We start from the raw sequence: 14,853 nt of genomic DNA on the forward strand, positions 1-14,853 counted from the left end.
TGACCGGAAGCGCCAATCAGCATGACTGAACCGACCTCGCTCGCCAGCTGGACCCGCGCACTGCGCAAGCAACTCGATGCCCTGGGCGTCGATAGCACCGCGCTTTGCCGGCAAGCCGGGCTCGACCCGCAACTGATGGACGACCCGAACGCGCGTTACCCGTTGTCCGGCACCACGCGCCTGTGGGAGCTTGCGGTGCAGGTCAGCGGCGACCCGGCGATTGGCTTGCGCGTCTCGCGTTTCGTCAGCCCGACCACCTTTCACGCCCTGGGTTATGCGCTGGTCGCCAGCGGCAGTTTGCGCGAGGTCTTCGAGCGCATCGTGCGCTATCACCAGGTGGTCAGCGATGCCCTGGATCTGGAACTGACCCGCGCTGAAGACCGCTACCACTTCCGCCTGAAAATCCCGCCAGGCAATCTCGCCCCGGCCTTCGAAGCCATTGACGCCTTCACGGCGATTTACGTGCGCACCTGCCGCAACCGCCTGGGCCGAGACTACGCGCCGCTGGCGGTGTATCTGCGTCGCCCGGAACCGGCGGATCCGCACCAGTGGCACAAGGTGTTCCGTTCGCCGGTGCATTTCGGCGCCGACGAAGATCGACTGGAATTCGCCTTCGTCGACTTCGACAGCCACCTCGACGACGCCAACCCGGAACTGGCCGAACACAACGAAACCGTGCTCAAGCGCACCCTGGCGCAACTCAAGCCGCTGACGTGGGAGCGCAAGGTCCGCGATGCCATCGAAGAGCAATTGCCGGAAGGCGAACCCAGCGCCGAGCACATTGCAAAAGCCTTGCACCTGAGCCTGCGCAGCCTGCAACGGCACTTGGCGGATGAGGGCTGCCGGTTCGATACGCTGCTCAACGAAAGCCGCGAGAACCTGGCGCTGCTGCACCTGCGCGATCCGCAATGCTCGTTGAGTGAGATCAGTTATTTGCTGGGGTTTGCCGATACGAGCAGTTTCAGCCGCGCCTTCAAGCGCTGGACGGGGATGACGCCGGGGCAGTTTCGGGATGGGTTGCGCTGATTGACCCGGGAGGTGGGTTGGTAGATCCGGCCTCTTCGCGAGCAAGCCCGCTCCCACAATTGATCTCAAGTGAACACAAAACCTGTGGGAGCGGGCTTGCTCGCGAAGGCGCCCGTCCAGGCACCGCAAAAATCAGCGCCCCTGCCCCCGCCGCAACAACTTGCGCACCCGCGCCACCAGCTCACTCACGGCAAACGGCTTGAGCAGGTAATCATCCTCATGCAGCTCCAGGCCGCGCAGGCGATCTTCGATTCCATCTTTGGTGGTAAGGAACAGCACCGGCGTCTCGCCGAGCTTGCGGATCTGTTGCAGCAACTGCCAGCCGTTGAGCCCCGGCAACATGACGTCAAGGATGATCAACTCGTATTCGCCAGCCTCGATAAAGCGCCGGCCATCCATGCCGTTGACCGCCACATCCACCGCAAAACCCGCCTCGCTCAGGCCTTGGGCCAGGAGCCTTGCGGTCTCGGGCTCGTCTTCCACTAGCAGTACACGCATGGCACACCTCGATTGTCGTTAGCACAGGCTAGGCCCCTTCGCGGTGAAAACCCACCATTAAAAGATCGCAGCCTTCGGCAGCTCCTACATTGGAATGACGAACCCCTGTAGGAGCTGCCGAAGGCTGCGATCTTTTGATTCAAAGAACAGCCAGTGCCCGCAACCGCCCGGCATCCAGAATCTCGATCTCGCCATACCCCAGCTTCAAAATCCCCTGCCCCTGCAAATCCTTGAGAATCTGGTTGGTGGTCTGGCGCGACAGCGACAGCATGGAAGCCAACTGCTCTTGCGGCAGTTGCAGGACGCGGCGCGGTTCGTCGAGCTGGCCGTAGCCTTCGGCGATCATCAGCAACCGATGCGCGAGCCGGGCCGGGGCCGGCAGCAGGCTCAGTTGTTCGAGATTGATAAAGGTCATGCGCAGTTTCTGGCTCATCAACAACGCCAGTTGCCGCCAGTGCTCGGGGTGTTCGTCCAGCATCGCCAGCAGCACGGTTTGCGGGATGTGCAGCAGCGTACTCTGGCCCACACCAAAGGCGTCATGGGTGCGGGGCTGTCCGTCGAACAGGCAGATTTCACCGAACCAGTGCGGTGGTTCCACCAGGCTGAGCAATGCCTCTTTACCCTGCTCGTTCACAGCGCCCACGCGAACCGCGCCGTCCAGCACCGCATACAGCCCGCAGGGCGGGTCGCCACGCTGGAACAGGCGCTGCCCCGCTGACAGCTGCCGCAACCGGGCAGCCTTCAGCAGACTATCCTGTAGGGAAACAGGCAGATGGCTGAACCACTGTCCACGCATCAGGCGCGCACGCCAGACCTGCATATCCATGCAAACTCCTAAAGATTGTCGCCTGGCTGACAGAGCGTGAAGCGGCCCCCAGGCATGATTCAGTCACCCTACAGGAGGAATAACAATGAAAAAAAGCCTCGTTGACCATCTCAGTCAATACGCCGCTTACCACCGTGACCCGCGCAACATCGCCAGCCATTTCATCGGTATTCCGCTGATCGTGGTGGCGGTGGCAGTTTTGTTGTCCCGCCCTCAATGGGCCGGGGGCTGGCTGTCGCCGGCAGTGCTGGCGTCACTGGCGTCGGCGTGGTTCTACCTGCGCCTGGAGGTGCGCCTCGGCGTATTGATGACGGTGTTGCTGGGCCTGTGCCTATGGGCCGGCCAGGTATTGGCGCAGCAAAGCACGCTGGTGTGGCTGGCGAGCGGCGTCGGGATGTTTGTGGTGGGTTGGGCGATTCAGTTTGTCGGGCATCACTACGAGGGGCGCAAGCCGGCGTTCGTCGATGATGTGACGGGGTTGATTGTCGGGCCGTTGTTTGTGGTGGTTGAGTTGGCGTTCATGCTGGGAATGCGGCATGAGCTCAAAGAGCAGATCGAGGCGCGGGCGGGGGGCGTGCGTTTGCGTCAGGACAATGCTGCGGCGTAGTGCGCTTTCGCGAGCAAGCCCGCTCCCACATTAGACCGCGTTAGTCAGAACAACACGGTCTAATGTGGGAGCGGGCTTGCTCGCGAAGCTTTTGCTTTTATATGTTGGCGACTTTCTGCCAGACCTTGGGCTTGAAGAACAACGTCTCACCCTTGGCCAGGCCGATCAGGCTGTCGTGATCCTTGACCACTTCGGCCTCGATCAAATCAGTCTGGCCTTCAACCTTCAGCGTCACGCGAGTGGTCGCACCCAACGGACGGATATCCCGCACCTCGGCCGCGTGGTGATCTTCCAGTTCATGGCGTGACAGCGACACTTCGTGCGGCCGGAACAGCACGTGATTGTCTTCGCCCAGATGCAGGCGGTTCGAGTCACCGAGGAAGTGATAGACGAAATCGCTGGCCGGGTTTTCGTAGACGTCGCCCGGTGAGCCGATCTGCTCGATCACGCCCTTGTTCATCACCACGATGCGGTCGGCCACTTCCATGGCTTCTTCCTGGTCGTGGGTCACGAACACCGAAGTCAGGTTGATGTCTTCGTGCAGCCGCGCCAGCCAGCGACGCAGTTCCTTGCGGACCTTGGCGTCGAGGGCGCCGAAGGGTTCGTCGAGCAACAGCACTTTCGGTTCCACCGCCAAAGCACGGGCCAGCGCGATACGCTGGCGCTGGCCACCGGAGAGTTGTTCCGGGTAGCGATCCGACAGCCAGTCCAGCTGCACCATGTTCAGCAGTTCGTGGACCTTGGTCGCGATCTGGCTTTCGCTCGGGCGCTGGTTCTTCGGCTTCATCCGCAATCCGAACGCAACGTTGTCGAACACCGTCATGTGGCGGAACAAGGCGTAGTGCTGGAACACGAAACCGACGTTGCGGTCACGCACATCGTGGCCGGACACGTCTTCACCGTGGAACACGATATTGCCCTGATCCGGGGTTTCCAGACCGGCGATGATCCGCAGCAGCGTGGTCTTGCCGCAGCCGGACGGGCCGAGCAAAGCCACCAGCTCACCGCTTTGAATGTCCAGACTGATGTCATTCAGCGCCTTGAACGCATTGAAATTCTTGCTGACGTTACGCACTTCGATCGACATGAATTCATTCCTCCGCGGCGCTGGCGCGCAGGCGGTTAATACGGTTTTCGCTCCACTGCTTGGCCAGCAGGATGAAGAGCGCCAGGATCAGCAACAGGCTCGCCACGGCGAACGCGGCCACGTGGTTGTATTCGTTGTAGAGGATCTCGACGTGCAGCGGCAAGGTGTTGGTCACTCCGCGAATGTGCCCGGACACCACCGACACCGCACCGAACTCACCCATGGCCCGCGCGGTACACAGCACCACGCCGTAGATCAGGCCCCATTTGATGTTGGGGACGGTGACGTGCCAGAACATTTGCCAGCCATTGGCCCCGAGCAGGCGCGCCGCCTCTTCTTCCTGGGTGCCCTGCTCCTGCATCAGCGGGATCAGCTCGCGCGCCACGAACGGTACGGTGACGAAGATGGTTGCCAGCACGATACCCGGCAAGGCGAAGACAATCTGGATGTCGTGATCCTGCAGCCACGGGCCGAACAGCCCCTGGGCGCCGAACATCAGCACGTAGACCAGACCGGCGATCACCGGCGACACCGAGAACGGCAGGTCGATCAGCGTGACGAGCATGCTCTTGCCACGGAACGAGTACTTGCTCACGCACCAGGCGGCACTGACACCGAACACCAGGTTCAGCGGCACCGAAATCGCCACGGCGATCACCGTGAGTTTCAGCGCCGACAAGGCGTCCGGTTCAAAGATCGCGGTGAAGAACGCGCCGAGGCCATTCTTCAGGCCCTGGGACACCACGATGAACAGCGGCAGCAGCAGGAACAGCGCAAAAATCAGCCAGCCAAGGCCGATCAGGATACGGCGCGACGTAGCACTGCCACGGCGGGCGGCGTTGGCCGAGGAAGCGGCAGCAATAGACGATTGGGACATGTTCTGCGCCTCCTTATGGGGTTTCGATGCGCCGCTGCAGCAAGTTGATCAGCAGCAACAGAATGAAGGAAACCACCAGCATCAGTACACCAATGGAGGTAGCGCCGGTGTAATCGTACTGGTCGAGCTTGACCATGATCAGCAGCGGCAGGATTTCGGTTTTCATTGGCATGTTGCCGGCGATGAAAATCACCGAACCGTACTCGCCGACCCCGCGGGCAAAGGCCAGGGCGAAACCGGTCAACCAGGCCGGCAGCAGTGCGGGCAACAGGATATGACGGGCCACCTGCCAGGGTTTGGCCCCCAGGCACGCCGCCGCTTCTTCCACTTCGCGGGGTATGTCGGCCAATACTGGCTGTACGGTACGTACCACGAATGGAAGTGTCACAAAAGTGAGGGCAAGGGTGATGCCGAGGGGGGTGTAGGCAATCTTGAAACCCAGGTCCGCTGCAAACTGACCGACCAGGCCGGTGGGGGTGTACAGCGCGGTCAGCGCAATACCGGCCACGGCCGTGGGCAATGCGAACGGCAGGTCGATCATGGCGTCGATGACTTTGCGTCCGGGGAAGGTATAGCGCACCAGCACCCAGGCCAGCAGCGTGCCGATGATGCCGTTGATAATCGCGGCATACAGCGCGGTGCCGAAGCTGAGCTTCAACGCCGCCAGCACCCTTGGCGCCGAGATGATTGCCCAGAACTGATCCCAGGTGAGTTGAGCGGCATGCACGAACATCGCCGCCAGTGGTATGAGCACAATCAGGCTGAGGTACACCAAGGTGTAGCCCAGCGTCAGCCCGAAGCCGGGTATGACGGGGGAGATACGACGCGACATAAAAGTCCTTGGTTAAAAAGCGATCAGTTAAACGCGAACATGTGGGAGCGGGCTTGCTCGCGAAAACGGAGCATCAGTCAACATTTACGTCGCCTGACACACCGCCTTCGCGAGCAAGCCCGCTCCCACAGGGTACGCGCCTGAACATCAGGCGCATTGTGTGGCTGAAGTCAGATTACTGCGCCTGGTAAATCTGGTCGAACACGCCGCCGTCGTTGAAGAATTTAGGCTGCGCGCTTTTCCAGCCGCCGAAGTCCTTGTCAATGGTCACCAGGTCCAGTTTCGGGAACTGCTGGGCGTACTTGGCCGCCACATCCTTGTCACGTGGACGATAGAAGTTTTTCGCCGCAATTTCCTGGCCCGCCGGGCTGTACAGGTGCTTGAGGTAGGCTTCGGCGATCTGCTCGTTGCCTTTTTTCTCGGCGTTCTTGTCAACCACGGCCACTGGCGGCTCGGCGAGGATCGACAGCGAAGGCACGACGATGTCGAACTTGTCGGCGCCGCCGTCTTCCTTGAGCGCCAGGAAGGCTTCGTTTTCCCAGGCCAGCAACACGTCACCCTGACCGTTGTTGACGAAGGTGATGGTCGAACCACGGGCACCGGTGTCCAGCACAGGTACGTGCTTGAACAGGGTTTGTACGTATTCCTTGGCTTTGCCTTCGTCACCGCCGTTGGATTTGAGGCCATAGGCCCAGGCCGCGAGGAAGTTCCAGCGCGCACCGCCGGAGGTTTTCGGGTTCGGGGTGATCACCGAAACGTCGTTCTTGACCAGATCGCCCCAGTCCTTGATGCCTTTAGGGTTGCCCTTGCGCACCAGGAACACGATGGTCGAGGTGTAAGGCGTGCTCGCTTCCGGCAGACGCTTCTGCCAGTCAGCCGGCAGGGTTTTGCCCAACTTGGCGATTTCGTCGATGTCACCGGCCAGGGCCAGGGTCACCACGTCGGCACGCAGGCCATCGATCACCGCCCGGCCCTGCTTGCCCGAACCACCGTGGGACTGCTGGATTTTCACGGTGTCGCCCGGGTTGCTTTTCTTCCAGAAGTTGACGAATTCAGCGTTGTAGTCCTGATACAGCTCACGGGTCGGGTCATACGACACGTTGAGCAATTCGTAATCCTTGGCAACCGCGGAACCAGCAAAAAGGGCACTGGCCAGGGCGGCCAAGGCAAAATGGCGAATCGACGACATGGTGAAAGCTCCTGGAATTCTTGAATGTGTTGGCTTTTCTTATGATCTGGAATCGGGTTGCCTGCTCAAAGATCGCAGCCTTCGGCAGCTCCTACAGGAAATTGCGTGCATCTGTAGGTGCTGCCGCAGGCTGCGATCTTTTGATCTTTCACTTCAGCCCGGTTTGTTGCCCGGCTGCTGCAAGCGGAATTTTTCCTTGCGTTCAATCTGAACCACCTGGGCGTTGTGCACGGTGATTTCCACCGCGCCAAATCGCAGGTCGCGCAGGGCGCTCTGGATTTCGCGCAGAATGGTTGCTTCGTCCTGGCCGTCAACGCTACGTAGAGATGCGCTCATGGTGCTGCTCCTTCGACTGAGAGGTTGCCTGGCAGTGGCGGTACTGCTTGCGGCTTGGAACCAATAGTAGAGAGGCGCGGATATTCTTAAAAAGACTATTTAAGAATGTTTATATAACCAGAAGACATTATTTGGCGGGACAAGGGTTTGCGGGGGAATACACCTTTCAAAAACACACAGATCCCTGTGGGAGCGGGCTTGCTCGCGAATGCGGTTTAACATTCAACACTTCAGCTGTTTGACCCATCGCCTTCGCGAGCAAGCCCGCTCCCACAGGGTTTCGGGTGCTTAACCGATCACCGGCGCAGGGGACCAATCCAGCTTCTCGGCCGGCACCGGTCGCCCGAACCAGTAGCCCTGCGCCAGATCGCAACCTTGTTCGAGCAGGAACGCCGCCTGCTCGACCTGTTCGATCCCTTCCGCGTGCACCTGCATCCCCATGCTCTGCGCCAGGGCGATGATCACCCGGACGATGGCCGCATCGTCCTCATCCGATGGCAATCCCGCGACAAATCCCTGGTCGATCTTGAGCTTTTGCACCGGCAGGCGCTTGAGGCGCAGCAGCGACGAATAGCCCGTGCCGAAGTCGTCAATCGCCAGCCGCACACCCAGCTCACGCAGGCGATGCATCTGCTCCAGCGCGACTTCCGGGTCTTCCATCACCGCGCTTTCGGTGACCTCCAGCTCCAGACAGGCCGGATCCAGCCCGGTGTCGTGCAGTGCTTGCGCCACCTGCTGGTACAGCTCGCGGCGGGCAAACAGACGCGAGGACACGTTCACCGCGACAAACGACAGCGCCACCCCCGCCTGTTGCCACTGGCACATTTGCTGACAGGCTTGGCGCATCACCCAGGCGTCGATTTCGGCGATCAATCCGGTCCGTTCGGCAATCGGGATGAATTCTGCCGGTGACACCAGACCCCGTTGCGGATGCTCCCAGCGCACCAGCGCTTCGACGCCGATCAATCGTCGGCTTCGCAGGTCATGCACCGGCTGGTAATAAACCCGCAGTTGCTGCTGATCCAGGGCGTGACGCAGTTCGAATGACGTCTCGACCCGCTGCTGGGCATGAGCGGTCAGTTCTTCGGTGTACAGCGCATAACCATTGCGCCCAGTACTCTTGGCCTTGAACAGCGCCGAATCGGCGTTGCGCAACAATTGTTCGGCGCTCAAGGCATCGCTGGGAAACAGGCTGATACCAATGCTGGCATTGATAAACAGCTGATGCCCGTCGATCGGGAACGCCTCCTTGAGCCCATCGAGAATGCGCTGGGCCAGCGCTGCGGCCTGCACCAATTGCGGACAGCTTTCGGCCAGTACGGCGAACTCATCGCCACCCAGTCGCGCCAGGGTAATGCCCGGCCCGAACATGGCCCTCAAGCGCTCCGCGACCGCCTTGAGCAGTTGATCACCGATGGTGTGCCCGAGGCTGTCATTGATCATCTTGAAATGATCCAGGTCGATCATCAGCAGCGCGCATCCGCGTTTATTGTTCTGCGCCGTGGCCACTGCCTGCTCGGCACGGTCGGTGAACAGCAGGCGGTTGGGTAAATCGGTCAGCGGATCGTGGTGCGCCAGGTGCATCAGCTCGTGCTCGGAGTTCTTGATCGCGCTGATGTCGGAAAACACCGCGACGTAGTGACTGCGCCGCCCCTGGTCGTCATGAATGACGCGGATGGTTTGCCATTGCGGAAAAATCTCGCCGCTTTTGCGACGGTTCCAGATTTCTCCGCTCCATTGGCCTGCGCTGTCGAGGGTCGCGAACATCGCCTGGTAGAACTGCGCCGAGTGGCGACCGGATTTGAACGTGTTGGGTCGCTGGCCCAGCACCTCTTCGCGCTGGTAACCGGTGATCCGCATGAAGGCCGGGTTAACGTGAACGATCAAACCGGCGCGATCGGTCACCAGCACCCCTTCCCGGGTGCAATCGAAGACAGCGGCAGCCTGACGCAAACGCTCACGATCTTCGCTGCGCTCGCGCAGTTTGGCGCCGACTCCCAGGCAGCGCAGCAGGCGCGCGCGGGCGATAAAAATGAACCCGGCGCTGAACACCACCCAGGCATAACCGTTGATCAGTTGCCACCGCGATAGCTCGACGGAGCTATCGAAGAAACTGTTCAATAAATAGCCACTGAGTTGCAGCCAGACCACAGAAAACAACAGGTAAAGCAGTGCTGCGCGCACGGCATCGCGATAGCTTGCAGACATAAGGCTGTCCATGTCCCTACAAAAATGCCGGGATTATAGAGTAAAGACACATCCAGCCACTCTTATCTGAAAGGGCGACTGGTTTTCTCTGTGGGCTTGGTGATAATGCATCGGCTGTTTTTTTCTTTATCGAGGGCCCTATAGCCTATGTGGTACGAAGGTTTTCTCGGCTTGTCGCCCTGGTCACTGGTGGCAGTCACCCTGCTGATGACCCACGTGACGATTGTCGGCGTCACGGTCTATCTGCACCGCTATTCGGCCCATCGCTCGCTTGAGCTGAATGCCGGCCTGAAACATTTCTTCCGCTTCTGGCTGTGGCTTACCACGGCGCAGAACACCCGCGAGTGGACCGCCATCCACCGCAAGCACCACGCCAAATGCGAAACCGTCGATGACCCGCACAGCCCGGTCATCAAGGGTCTTTCCACCGTTCTGCGCAAAGGCGCCGAGTTGTACCGCGCCGAAGCGGAAAACCCGGAGACCCTGCGCATCTACGGCAAGAACTGCCCGGAAGACTGGATCGAGCGCAACCTCTACACCCGCTTCCCCCTGCTGGGCGTAGCGATCATGGGCGTTATCGACCTGCTGCTGTTCGGCACCATCGGCATCACTATCTGGGCCATCCAGATGATGTGGATCCCGGTCTGGGCCGCCGGCGTGGTCAATGGCCTGGGCCATGCCATCGGTTACCGCAACTTCGAATGCCGCGATGCAGCGACCAACCTCGTGCCCTGGGGCATCCTCATCGGCGGCGAAGAACTGCACAACAACCATCACACCTACCCTAATTCGGCCAAGTTGTCGGTGAAGAAGTGGGAGTTCGATCTGGGCTGGGCCTGGATTCAAGTGTTCAGCTTCCTGCGCCTGGCCAAGGTCCAGCGCGTCGCGCCGATTGCCCACCGCGTCGAAGGCAAGGGCAACCTGGACATGGACACCGCGATGGCCATCCTCAACAACCGCTTCCAGATCATGGCCCAGTACCGCAAATTGGTGATCGGCCCGCTGGTCAAGCAAGAGCTGGACAAGGTCGATCACTCGGTCCGCCACCAGTTCCGCCGCGCCAAACGCTTGCTGTCGCGTGAAACCAGCCTGCTGGACGATCGCCATCACGTGCGTATCCAGAACATGCTCGAACACAGCCAGGCGCTGAAAGTCATCTACGAAAAACGCCTTGCGCTGCAGCAGATCTGGGTCAAGACCAGTTCCAACGGGCATGACATGCTGGCTGCCATCAAGGATTGGGTACACGAAGCCGAGGCCAGCGGAATTCAATCCCTGCGTGACTTCGCCGATCAATTGAAGACCTACTCCCTGCGCCCTGCTGCCTGACGGTGCATAGGCTGTAAAACTGTGGGAGCGGGCTTGCTCGCGAAAGCGGAGTGTCAGTCGACATAGTCGTCATCTGACACCCCGCTTTCGCGAGCAAGCCCGCTCCCACATTGGTTTTCGACCCGCATCAAGGATGCCGTACGGCGGGATCCCCCTGCCTCGCCACACGAAGCGGGAACTTCATCCCGTATCCCCTATCTCAAAGACACTTCGCCGTCCAGGCGGGCTCCGTTGTGGCCGCTCCAGAACCTCAAGCGGCGCACGCCCTTTGAGATTTGTGCCGATGGTCAACAAAAACCTGAACGACCCTTCTCCCTCGCAGTGGCCCGAGGCCGCGCAGACCCTGATGGCGCTGATGCGCGCCCAAGGTGAAGTGGCACGCCTGAGCGAGCGCGAACAGTTGCTCAGCACTCTGCTGGTGAGCGTCAACGCCGTGCTCTGGGCCTTCAACTGGGAAACCCGCCAGGTGCTGTACGTCAGCCCTGCCTACGAACGGATTTTCGGCCGCTGCGCCGACCTGCTGCTGTCCGACTACAACCAGTGGCGAGACGCCGTTTACCCCGACGACCTGGAATACGCCGAACGCAGTCTGGCGGACGTGCTGGAAAAAGGCGCGGTAGAAGACCGCGAATACCGGATCATCGACGCCGACGGCCAACTGCGCTGGCTCAGCGACAAATGCTTTATCAATCGTCAGGCCGAGCCGGGCCAGCCCCTGATCATTGTCGGCATCGCTGAAGACATCACTGACAAGAAGCAGATGGAAACCGAGCTGCAACGCCTGGCCACCACCGACGCCCTGACCCAGAGCAGCAACCGCCGTCACTTCTTCGAAGGCGCGCACGAGGAGTTCGAACTGGCACGGCAAAACGACACGCCGCTGTCGTTCCTGATGCTGGACATCGATGATTTCAAAGTGGTCAACGACACCTACGGCCATCTGGAAGGCGACAATGTCCTGCAACGCATTGCCGACAGCGGCCGTGCAGCGTTGCGCCGCGGTGATCTGTTCGGGCGCATTGGCGGTGAGGAATTCGCGGCGGTGTTTCCCGGCTGTACGCCGGCCATGGCCCTGCAAGTGGCCGAGCGCCTGCAACGGGAGATTCAGGGCTTGAGCTTCGACCATGAAGGCCAGGCATTCGGCATCACGGTCAGCCAGGGGCTGACCAGCCTCACGGCCGAAGATAAAAACATCGAAAGCCTGTTTGCCCGCGCGGATGCGGCGATGTATCAGGCCAAGCGTGACGGGAAGAACCGCATCGTCACCGGCTGACAGGTCCTGCGCAAAACACCTGTGGGAGCGGGCTTGCTCGCGAAAACAGTGCGTCATGCAACATTGATGTGGACTGATTCACCGCTTTCGCGAGCAAGCCCGCTCCCACAAGGATTAGCGTGAAGCCTACTGCTTGCGCATCCGCATCAGTTCCGGCAAGCCGATCTTGAGCAATCGCGCCGTCCGGCTTTTCGCCAGTTCTTCAACGCCCTCATGCTCCGTCAGGCGCGCCAGTTGCGCCGCCATGTTCATCACCAACGCCTCGCGGGAGTAAACCCCGCCACCGAGCTGGTAGGCGGCCGCAATCAGCTGTCGCAGCTCCAGCGGCAGGCGCCAGCGGGTGCGCAACGCCGAGCCGTAGGCCGCGCCGAATTCGCAAAGCGCGTCGCCCACTTCCTCCTGCTCGTCCAGCTCGCCCCCGGCCTGTTTCCATTCCTGCAAACAGCGCAACAACGCCAGATCACCAAGGCGATGCAACATCCCGGCGCAGTAGCAACGCGCCTGATCCAGATCGAGCAAACGCGCCAGGGTTCGTGCGTATTCGGCGGTGTGCAGCGACAGGTCCCAATAACGCTCGGCATAGTCCGCCAGGTAGGGATCGCTGAGCCGAGCGCTGCGCTTGAGCGCCAGGCCCAGAATCAGGTTCATGCTTTGCCCGGTGCCCAGTCGATGCAACGCCTGAGACAAGGTCTGCACGGCGGCGCCATGGTGCTGGGCCGCGCTGTTGGCGGCGGCGATCAGCACCGCAGTGACCTGCGGGTCGGTGCGAATCTCGTCTTCCAGTTTCGCCAGATCGAGGCCATTGGGATTGAGGCTGCGCTTGACCGCCAATTGCACATCGGTCATCAGCGGCGCTCCGTCCGCCAGCTCACGGCGTCGCTCCAGATAGACCGACAAGGTCATGCCCGGCGCCAACGAGGGCACCTCGCACGAGACCTGTTCACCGCCGTTGAGCAGCAGATCCTGCAAGCGGTGGGTCAGGCCTTCCATGTTCAGGGGTTTGGTCAAATACGCGGCAGGCGCCAGCGGCAGGGCTTCGCGCACGCTGGCACTGTCGTTGCGGCTGCTCATCAGAATGAACGGCAGCGGTGGATTGCGTTTGCGCTGACGGACACTGCGCAACACGTTCAGGCCGTCGACGCCTGGCAACTCCCAGTCGGCGATCACCAGATCGTAAGGATTGGCCGCCAGCAACTCAAGCGCCTGCTGGCCATCGGCACACAGGTCCAGACGCGCATCGCAGCGCACGTTCAACAGCACTTCCTTGAGCAGATCCCGGGACCAGGGGTCGGCCTCGGCGATCAACACTCTTGGAACGGCGGGTAAATGGACGACAGTCATACAGCTCTCCCTGGCAATGCCTGAACATTAACCAATGCCGGCCCTTCGTTACAGCGCCAATACGCGGGTTGTATTACGACTGGCATAAAAAAACCCGCCGAAGCGGGTTTTTTGTCGATCAGGTCACACTCGGTGATCAGAGTTCGGAGAAGCACTCTTCGATGATCGCCAGACCTTTGTCCAGTTGCTCGTCCGGCGAAGTCAGCGGTACCAGGACGCGCAGAACGTTGCCGTAGGTGCCGCAGGACAGCAGGATCAGACCCTTGTCGCGAGCCTTGGCTACAACCGACGCCACAGCAGCAGCGTTCGGCTTGTGGCTGTCGCCATTTTCGAACAGCTCGACCGCGATCATCGCGCCCAGGGCACGGACTTCGCCGATCACCGGGTACTTGGCCTGGATGGCCTTCAGGCCGGTTACCAGACGCTCGCCGACAGCCTTGCTGCGGTCCAGCAGGTGTTCTTCTTCGAACACTTCCATCACGGCCAGGGCCGCGGCGCAAGCGATCGGGCTACCGGCGTAGGTGCCGCCCAGGCCGCCTGGAGCGATGGCATCCATGTATTCGGCCTTGCCGCACACGCCGGCCAGCGGGAAGCCGCCAGCGATGGATTTGGCGAAGGTGGTCAGGTCGGCGGCAACGCCCATCTGTTCCATGGCGAAGAAGGTGCCGGTACGGCCAGCGCCGGTCTGTACTTCGTCAGCGATCAGCAGGATGCCGTGCTGGTCGCACAGGGCACGCAGACGCTTCATGAACTCTTTAGGCGCGACGTAGAAACCACCTTCGCCCTGAACCGGCTCGATGATGATGGCAGCGATGTCACGCGGCTCGGCGTCGTTCTTGAAGATGCGTTCGATGGAAGCGATCGAATCGTCGATGCTCACACCGTGCAGCTCGTTCGGGTACAGCGCGCGGAACACGCCGCCTGGCATCAGGCCCATGCCAGCGGAGTAAGGCACGACTTTACCGGTCAGGCCCAGGGTCATCATGGTACGACCGTGGTAAGCGCCGGTGAACGCGATCACGCCAGCACGGCCAGTGGCGGCACGGGCGATTTTCACGGCGTTTTCTACGGCTTCGGAACCGGTGGTGACCAGCAGGGTTTTCTTGTCGAAATCACCTGGGACCTTGGCGTTGATTTTTTCGCACACTTCAACGTACGGCTCGTAGGCCAGTACCTGGAAGCAGGTGTGAGTCAGCTTGTTCAACTGCTCGGTCACGGCGGCGATGATTTTCGGGTGCACGTGGCCGGTGTTCAGCACGGCGATACCGCCGGCGAAGTCGATGAACTCGCGACCTTCAACGTCGGTCACGGTCGCGTTCTTCGCGGACTCGGCGAAGATCGGGTGAATCTGGCCAACACCACGTGGAACAGCAGCGGTACGGCGGGCCATCAAAGAAGCGTTAGTCTTGCTCATTACATTCCTC

At 60.8% G+C, this 14,853-nt stretch carries 14 protein-coding genes; 4 read left to right on the forward strand and 10 right to left on the reverse strand.

Translation table 11 applies throughout. The annotated features are described in order from the left end of the window. Nucleotides 1-21: 21 nt before the first annotated feature. Complete coding sequence (locus F8N66_RS21110; RefSeq protein ID WP_150772025.1) at nucleotides 22-1,026, forward strand: AraC family transcriptional regulator; 1,005 nt, start codon at nucleotides 22-24, stop codon at nucleotides 1,024-1,026. 132 nt (nucleotides 1,027-1,158) lie between these two features. On the opposite strand, the gene F8N66_RS21115 is transcribed toward F8N66_RS21110, so the two are convergent. After that, the gene (locus tag F8N66_RS21115) at nucleotides 1,159-1,524 is read right to left on the reverse strand and encodes a response regulator (RefSeq protein ID WP_150772026.1); all 366 of its coding nucleotides are present in this window, start codon (nucleotides 1,522-1,524) and stop codon (nucleotides 1,159-1,161) included. 139 nt (nucleotides 1,525-1,663) lie between these two features. Then, nucleotides 1,664-2,350 (reverse strand): Crp/Fnr family transcriptional regulator, encoded by a 687-nt coding sequence (locus F8N66_RS21120; RefSeq protein ID WP_150772027.1) that lies wholly within the window; start codon nucleotides 2,348-2,350, stop codon nucleotides 1,664-1,666. An 85-nt stretch (nucleotides 2,351-2,435) separates the two neighbouring features. Between F8N66_RS21120 and F8N66_RS21125 the strand changes: the two genes are divergently transcribed. Next, nucleotides 2,436-2,957 carry a DUF962 domain-containing protein gene (locus F8N66_RS21125; protein WP_150772028.1) on the forward strand — a complete coding sequence of 174 codons (522 nt, stop codon included), beginning with the start codon at nucleotides 2,436-2,438 and terminating at the stop codon, nucleotides 2,955-2,957. Nucleotides 2,958-3,054: 97 nt separating this feature from the next. Here F8N66_RS21125 and F8N66_RS21130 read toward each other — a convergent pair whose 3' ends face one another. The 6 genes from F8N66_RS21130 to dibA form a co-directional block, all read right to left on the reverse strand. Beyond that, nucleotides 3,055-4,044, reverse strand: coding sequence for a sulfate/molybdate ABC transporter ATP-binding protein (locus F8N66_RS21130; RefSeq protein WP_110965778.1), 990 nt, complete (start codon nucleotides 4,042-4,044; stop codon nucleotides 3,055-3,057). Nucleotides 4,045-4,048: 4 nt separating this feature from the next. After that, complete coding sequence (gene cysW, locus F8N66_RS21135; RefSeq protein WP_150772029.1) at nucleotides 4,049-4,921, reverse strand: sulfate ABC transporter permease subunit CysW; 873 nt, start codon at nucleotides 4,919-4,921, stop codon at nucleotides 4,049-4,051. Between the two features lie 13 nt (nucleotides 4,922-4,934). Next, nucleotides 4,935-5,753: a sulfate ABC transporter permease subunit CysT gene (gene cysT / locus F8N66_RS21140; RefSeq protein ID WP_008055402.1), complete on the reverse strand. Its 819-nt coding sequence runs from the start codon at nucleotides 5,751-5,753 to the stop codon at nucleotides 4,935-4,937. A gap of 175 nt (nucleotides 5,754-5,928) precedes the next feature. Further along, a complete protein-coding gene (locus F8N66_RS21145) occupies nucleotides 5,929-6,942 on the reverse strand; it encodes a sulfate ABC transporter substrate-binding protein (RefSeq protein WP_150772030.1) in 1,014 nt (337 codons plus the stop codon). Nucleotides 6,943-7,095: 153 nt separating this feature from the next. Continuing rightward, the gene (gene oscA / locus F8N66_RS21150) at nucleotides 7,096-7,278 is read right to left on the reverse strand and encodes a sulfur starvation response protein OscA (RefSeq protein ID WP_007975618.1); all 183 of its coding nucleotides are present in this window, start codon (nucleotides 7,276-7,278) and stop codon (nucleotides 7,096-7,098) included. A gap of 288 nt (nucleotides 7,279-7,566) precedes the next feature. Then, nucleotides 7,567-9,486, reverse strand: a complete 1,920-nt coding sequence (gene dibA / locus F8N66_RS21155) for a phosphodiesterase DibA (RefSeq protein WP_150772031.1) — start codon at nucleotides 9,484-9,486, stop codon at nucleotides 7,567-7,569. 147 nt (nucleotides 9,487-9,633) lie between these two features. On the opposite strand from dibA, the gene desA reads away from it, so the two are divergent. Together desA and F8N66_RS21170 are read left to right on the forward strand one after the other, a co-directional pair. Further along, nucleotides 9,634-10,815, forward strand: coding sequence for a delta-9 fatty acid desaturase DesA (desA, locus tag F8N66_RS21160; protein WP_150772032.1), 1,182 nt, complete (start codon nucleotides 9,634-9,636; stop codon nucleotides 10,813-10,815). A gap of 283 nt (nucleotides 10,816-11,098) precedes the next feature. Beyond that, nucleotides 11,099-12,088: a GGDEF domain-containing protein gene (locus tag F8N66_RS21170; RefSeq protein WP_150772033.1), complete on the forward strand. Its 990-nt coding sequence runs from the start codon at nucleotides 11,099-11,101 to the stop codon at nucleotides 12,086-12,088. A gap of 126 nt (nucleotides 12,089-12,214) precedes the next feature. On the opposite strand, the gene F8N66_RS21175 is transcribed toward F8N66_RS21170, so the two are convergent. Next, complete coding sequence (locus F8N66_RS21175; RefSeq protein ID WP_150772034.1) at nucleotides 12,215-13,429, reverse strand: response regulator; 1,215 nt, start codon at nucleotides 13,427-13,429, stop codon at nucleotides 12,215-12,217. A 136-nt stretch (nucleotides 13,430-13,565) separates the two neighbouring features. After that, the gene (gabT, locus tag F8N66_RS21180; protein WP_150772035.1) at nucleotides 13,566-14,843 is read right to left on the reverse strand and encodes a 4-aminobutyrate--2-oxoglutarate transaminase; all 1,278 of its coding nucleotides are present in this window, start codon (nucleotides 14,841-14,843) and stop codon (nucleotides 13,566-13,568) included. Nucleotides 14,844-14,853: the final 10 nt, after the last annotated feature.

It is taken from the genome of Pseudomonas fluorescens (assembly GCF_902498195.1).
Taxonomy (GTDB): Bacteria; Pseudomonadota; Gammaproteobacteria; order Pseudomonadales; family Pseudomonadaceae; genus Aquipseudomonas; species Aquipseudomonas fluorescens_BU.

Excerpts from the sequence above, each read along its gene's own strand:
- F8N66_RS21110 (WP_150772025.1), top strand. The coding sequence starts at position 22 with ATGACTGAACCGACCTCGCTCGCCAGCTGGACCCGCGCACTGCGCAAG.
- F8N66_RS21115 (WP_150772026.1), bottom strand. The coding sequence starts at position 1,524 with ATGCGTGTACTGCTAGTGGAAGACGAGCCCGAGACCGCAAGGCTCCTG.
- F8N66_RS21120 (WP_150772027.1), bottom strand. The coding sequence starts at position 2,350 with ATGGATATGCAGGTCTGGCGTGCGCGCCTGATGCGTGGACAGTGGTTC.
- F8N66_RS21125 (WP_150772028.1), top strand. The coding sequence starts at position 2,436 with ATGAAAAAAAGCCTCGTTGACCATCTCAGTCAATACGCCGCTTACCAC.
- F8N66_RS21130 (WP_110965778.1), bottom strand. The coding sequence starts at position 4,044 with ATGTCGATCGAAGTGCGTAACGTCAGCAAGAATTTCAATGCGTTCAAG.
- cysW (WP_150772029.1), bottom strand. The coding sequence starts at position 4,921 with ATGTCCCAATCGTCTATTGCTGCCGCTTCCTCGGCCAACGCCGCCCGC.
- cysT (WP_008055402.1), bottom strand. The coding sequence starts at position 5,753 with ATGTCGCGTCGTATCTCCCCCGTCATACCCGGCTTCGGGCTGACGCTG.
- F8N66_RS21145 (WP_150772030.1), bottom strand. The coding sequence starts at position 6,942 with ATGTCGTCGATTCGCCATTTTGCCTTGGCCGCCCTGGCCAGTGCCCTT.
- oscA (WP_007975618.1), bottom strand. The coding sequence starts at position 7,278 with ATGAGCGCATCTCTACGTAGCGTTGACGGCCAGGACGAAGCAACCATT.
- dibA (WP_150772031.1), bottom strand. The coding sequence starts at position 9,486 with ATGTCTGCAAGCTATCGCGATGCCGTGCGCGCAGCACTGCTTTACCTG.
- desA (WP_150772032.1), top strand. The coding sequence starts at position 9,634 with ATGTGGTACGAAGGTTTTCTCGGCTTGTCGCCCTGGTCACTGGTGGCA.
- F8N66_RS21170 (WP_150772033.1), top strand. The coding sequence starts at position 11,099 with ATGGTCAACAAAAACCTGAACGACCCTTCTCCCTCGCAGTGGCCCGAG.
- F8N66_RS21175 (WP_150772034.1), bottom strand. The coding sequence starts at position 13,429 with ATGACTGTCGTCCATTTACCCGCCGTTCCAAGAGTGTTGATCGCCGAG.
- gabT (WP_150772035.1), bottom strand. The coding sequence starts at position 14,843 with ATGAGCAAGACTAACGCTTCTTTGATGGCCCGCCGTACCGCTGCTGTT.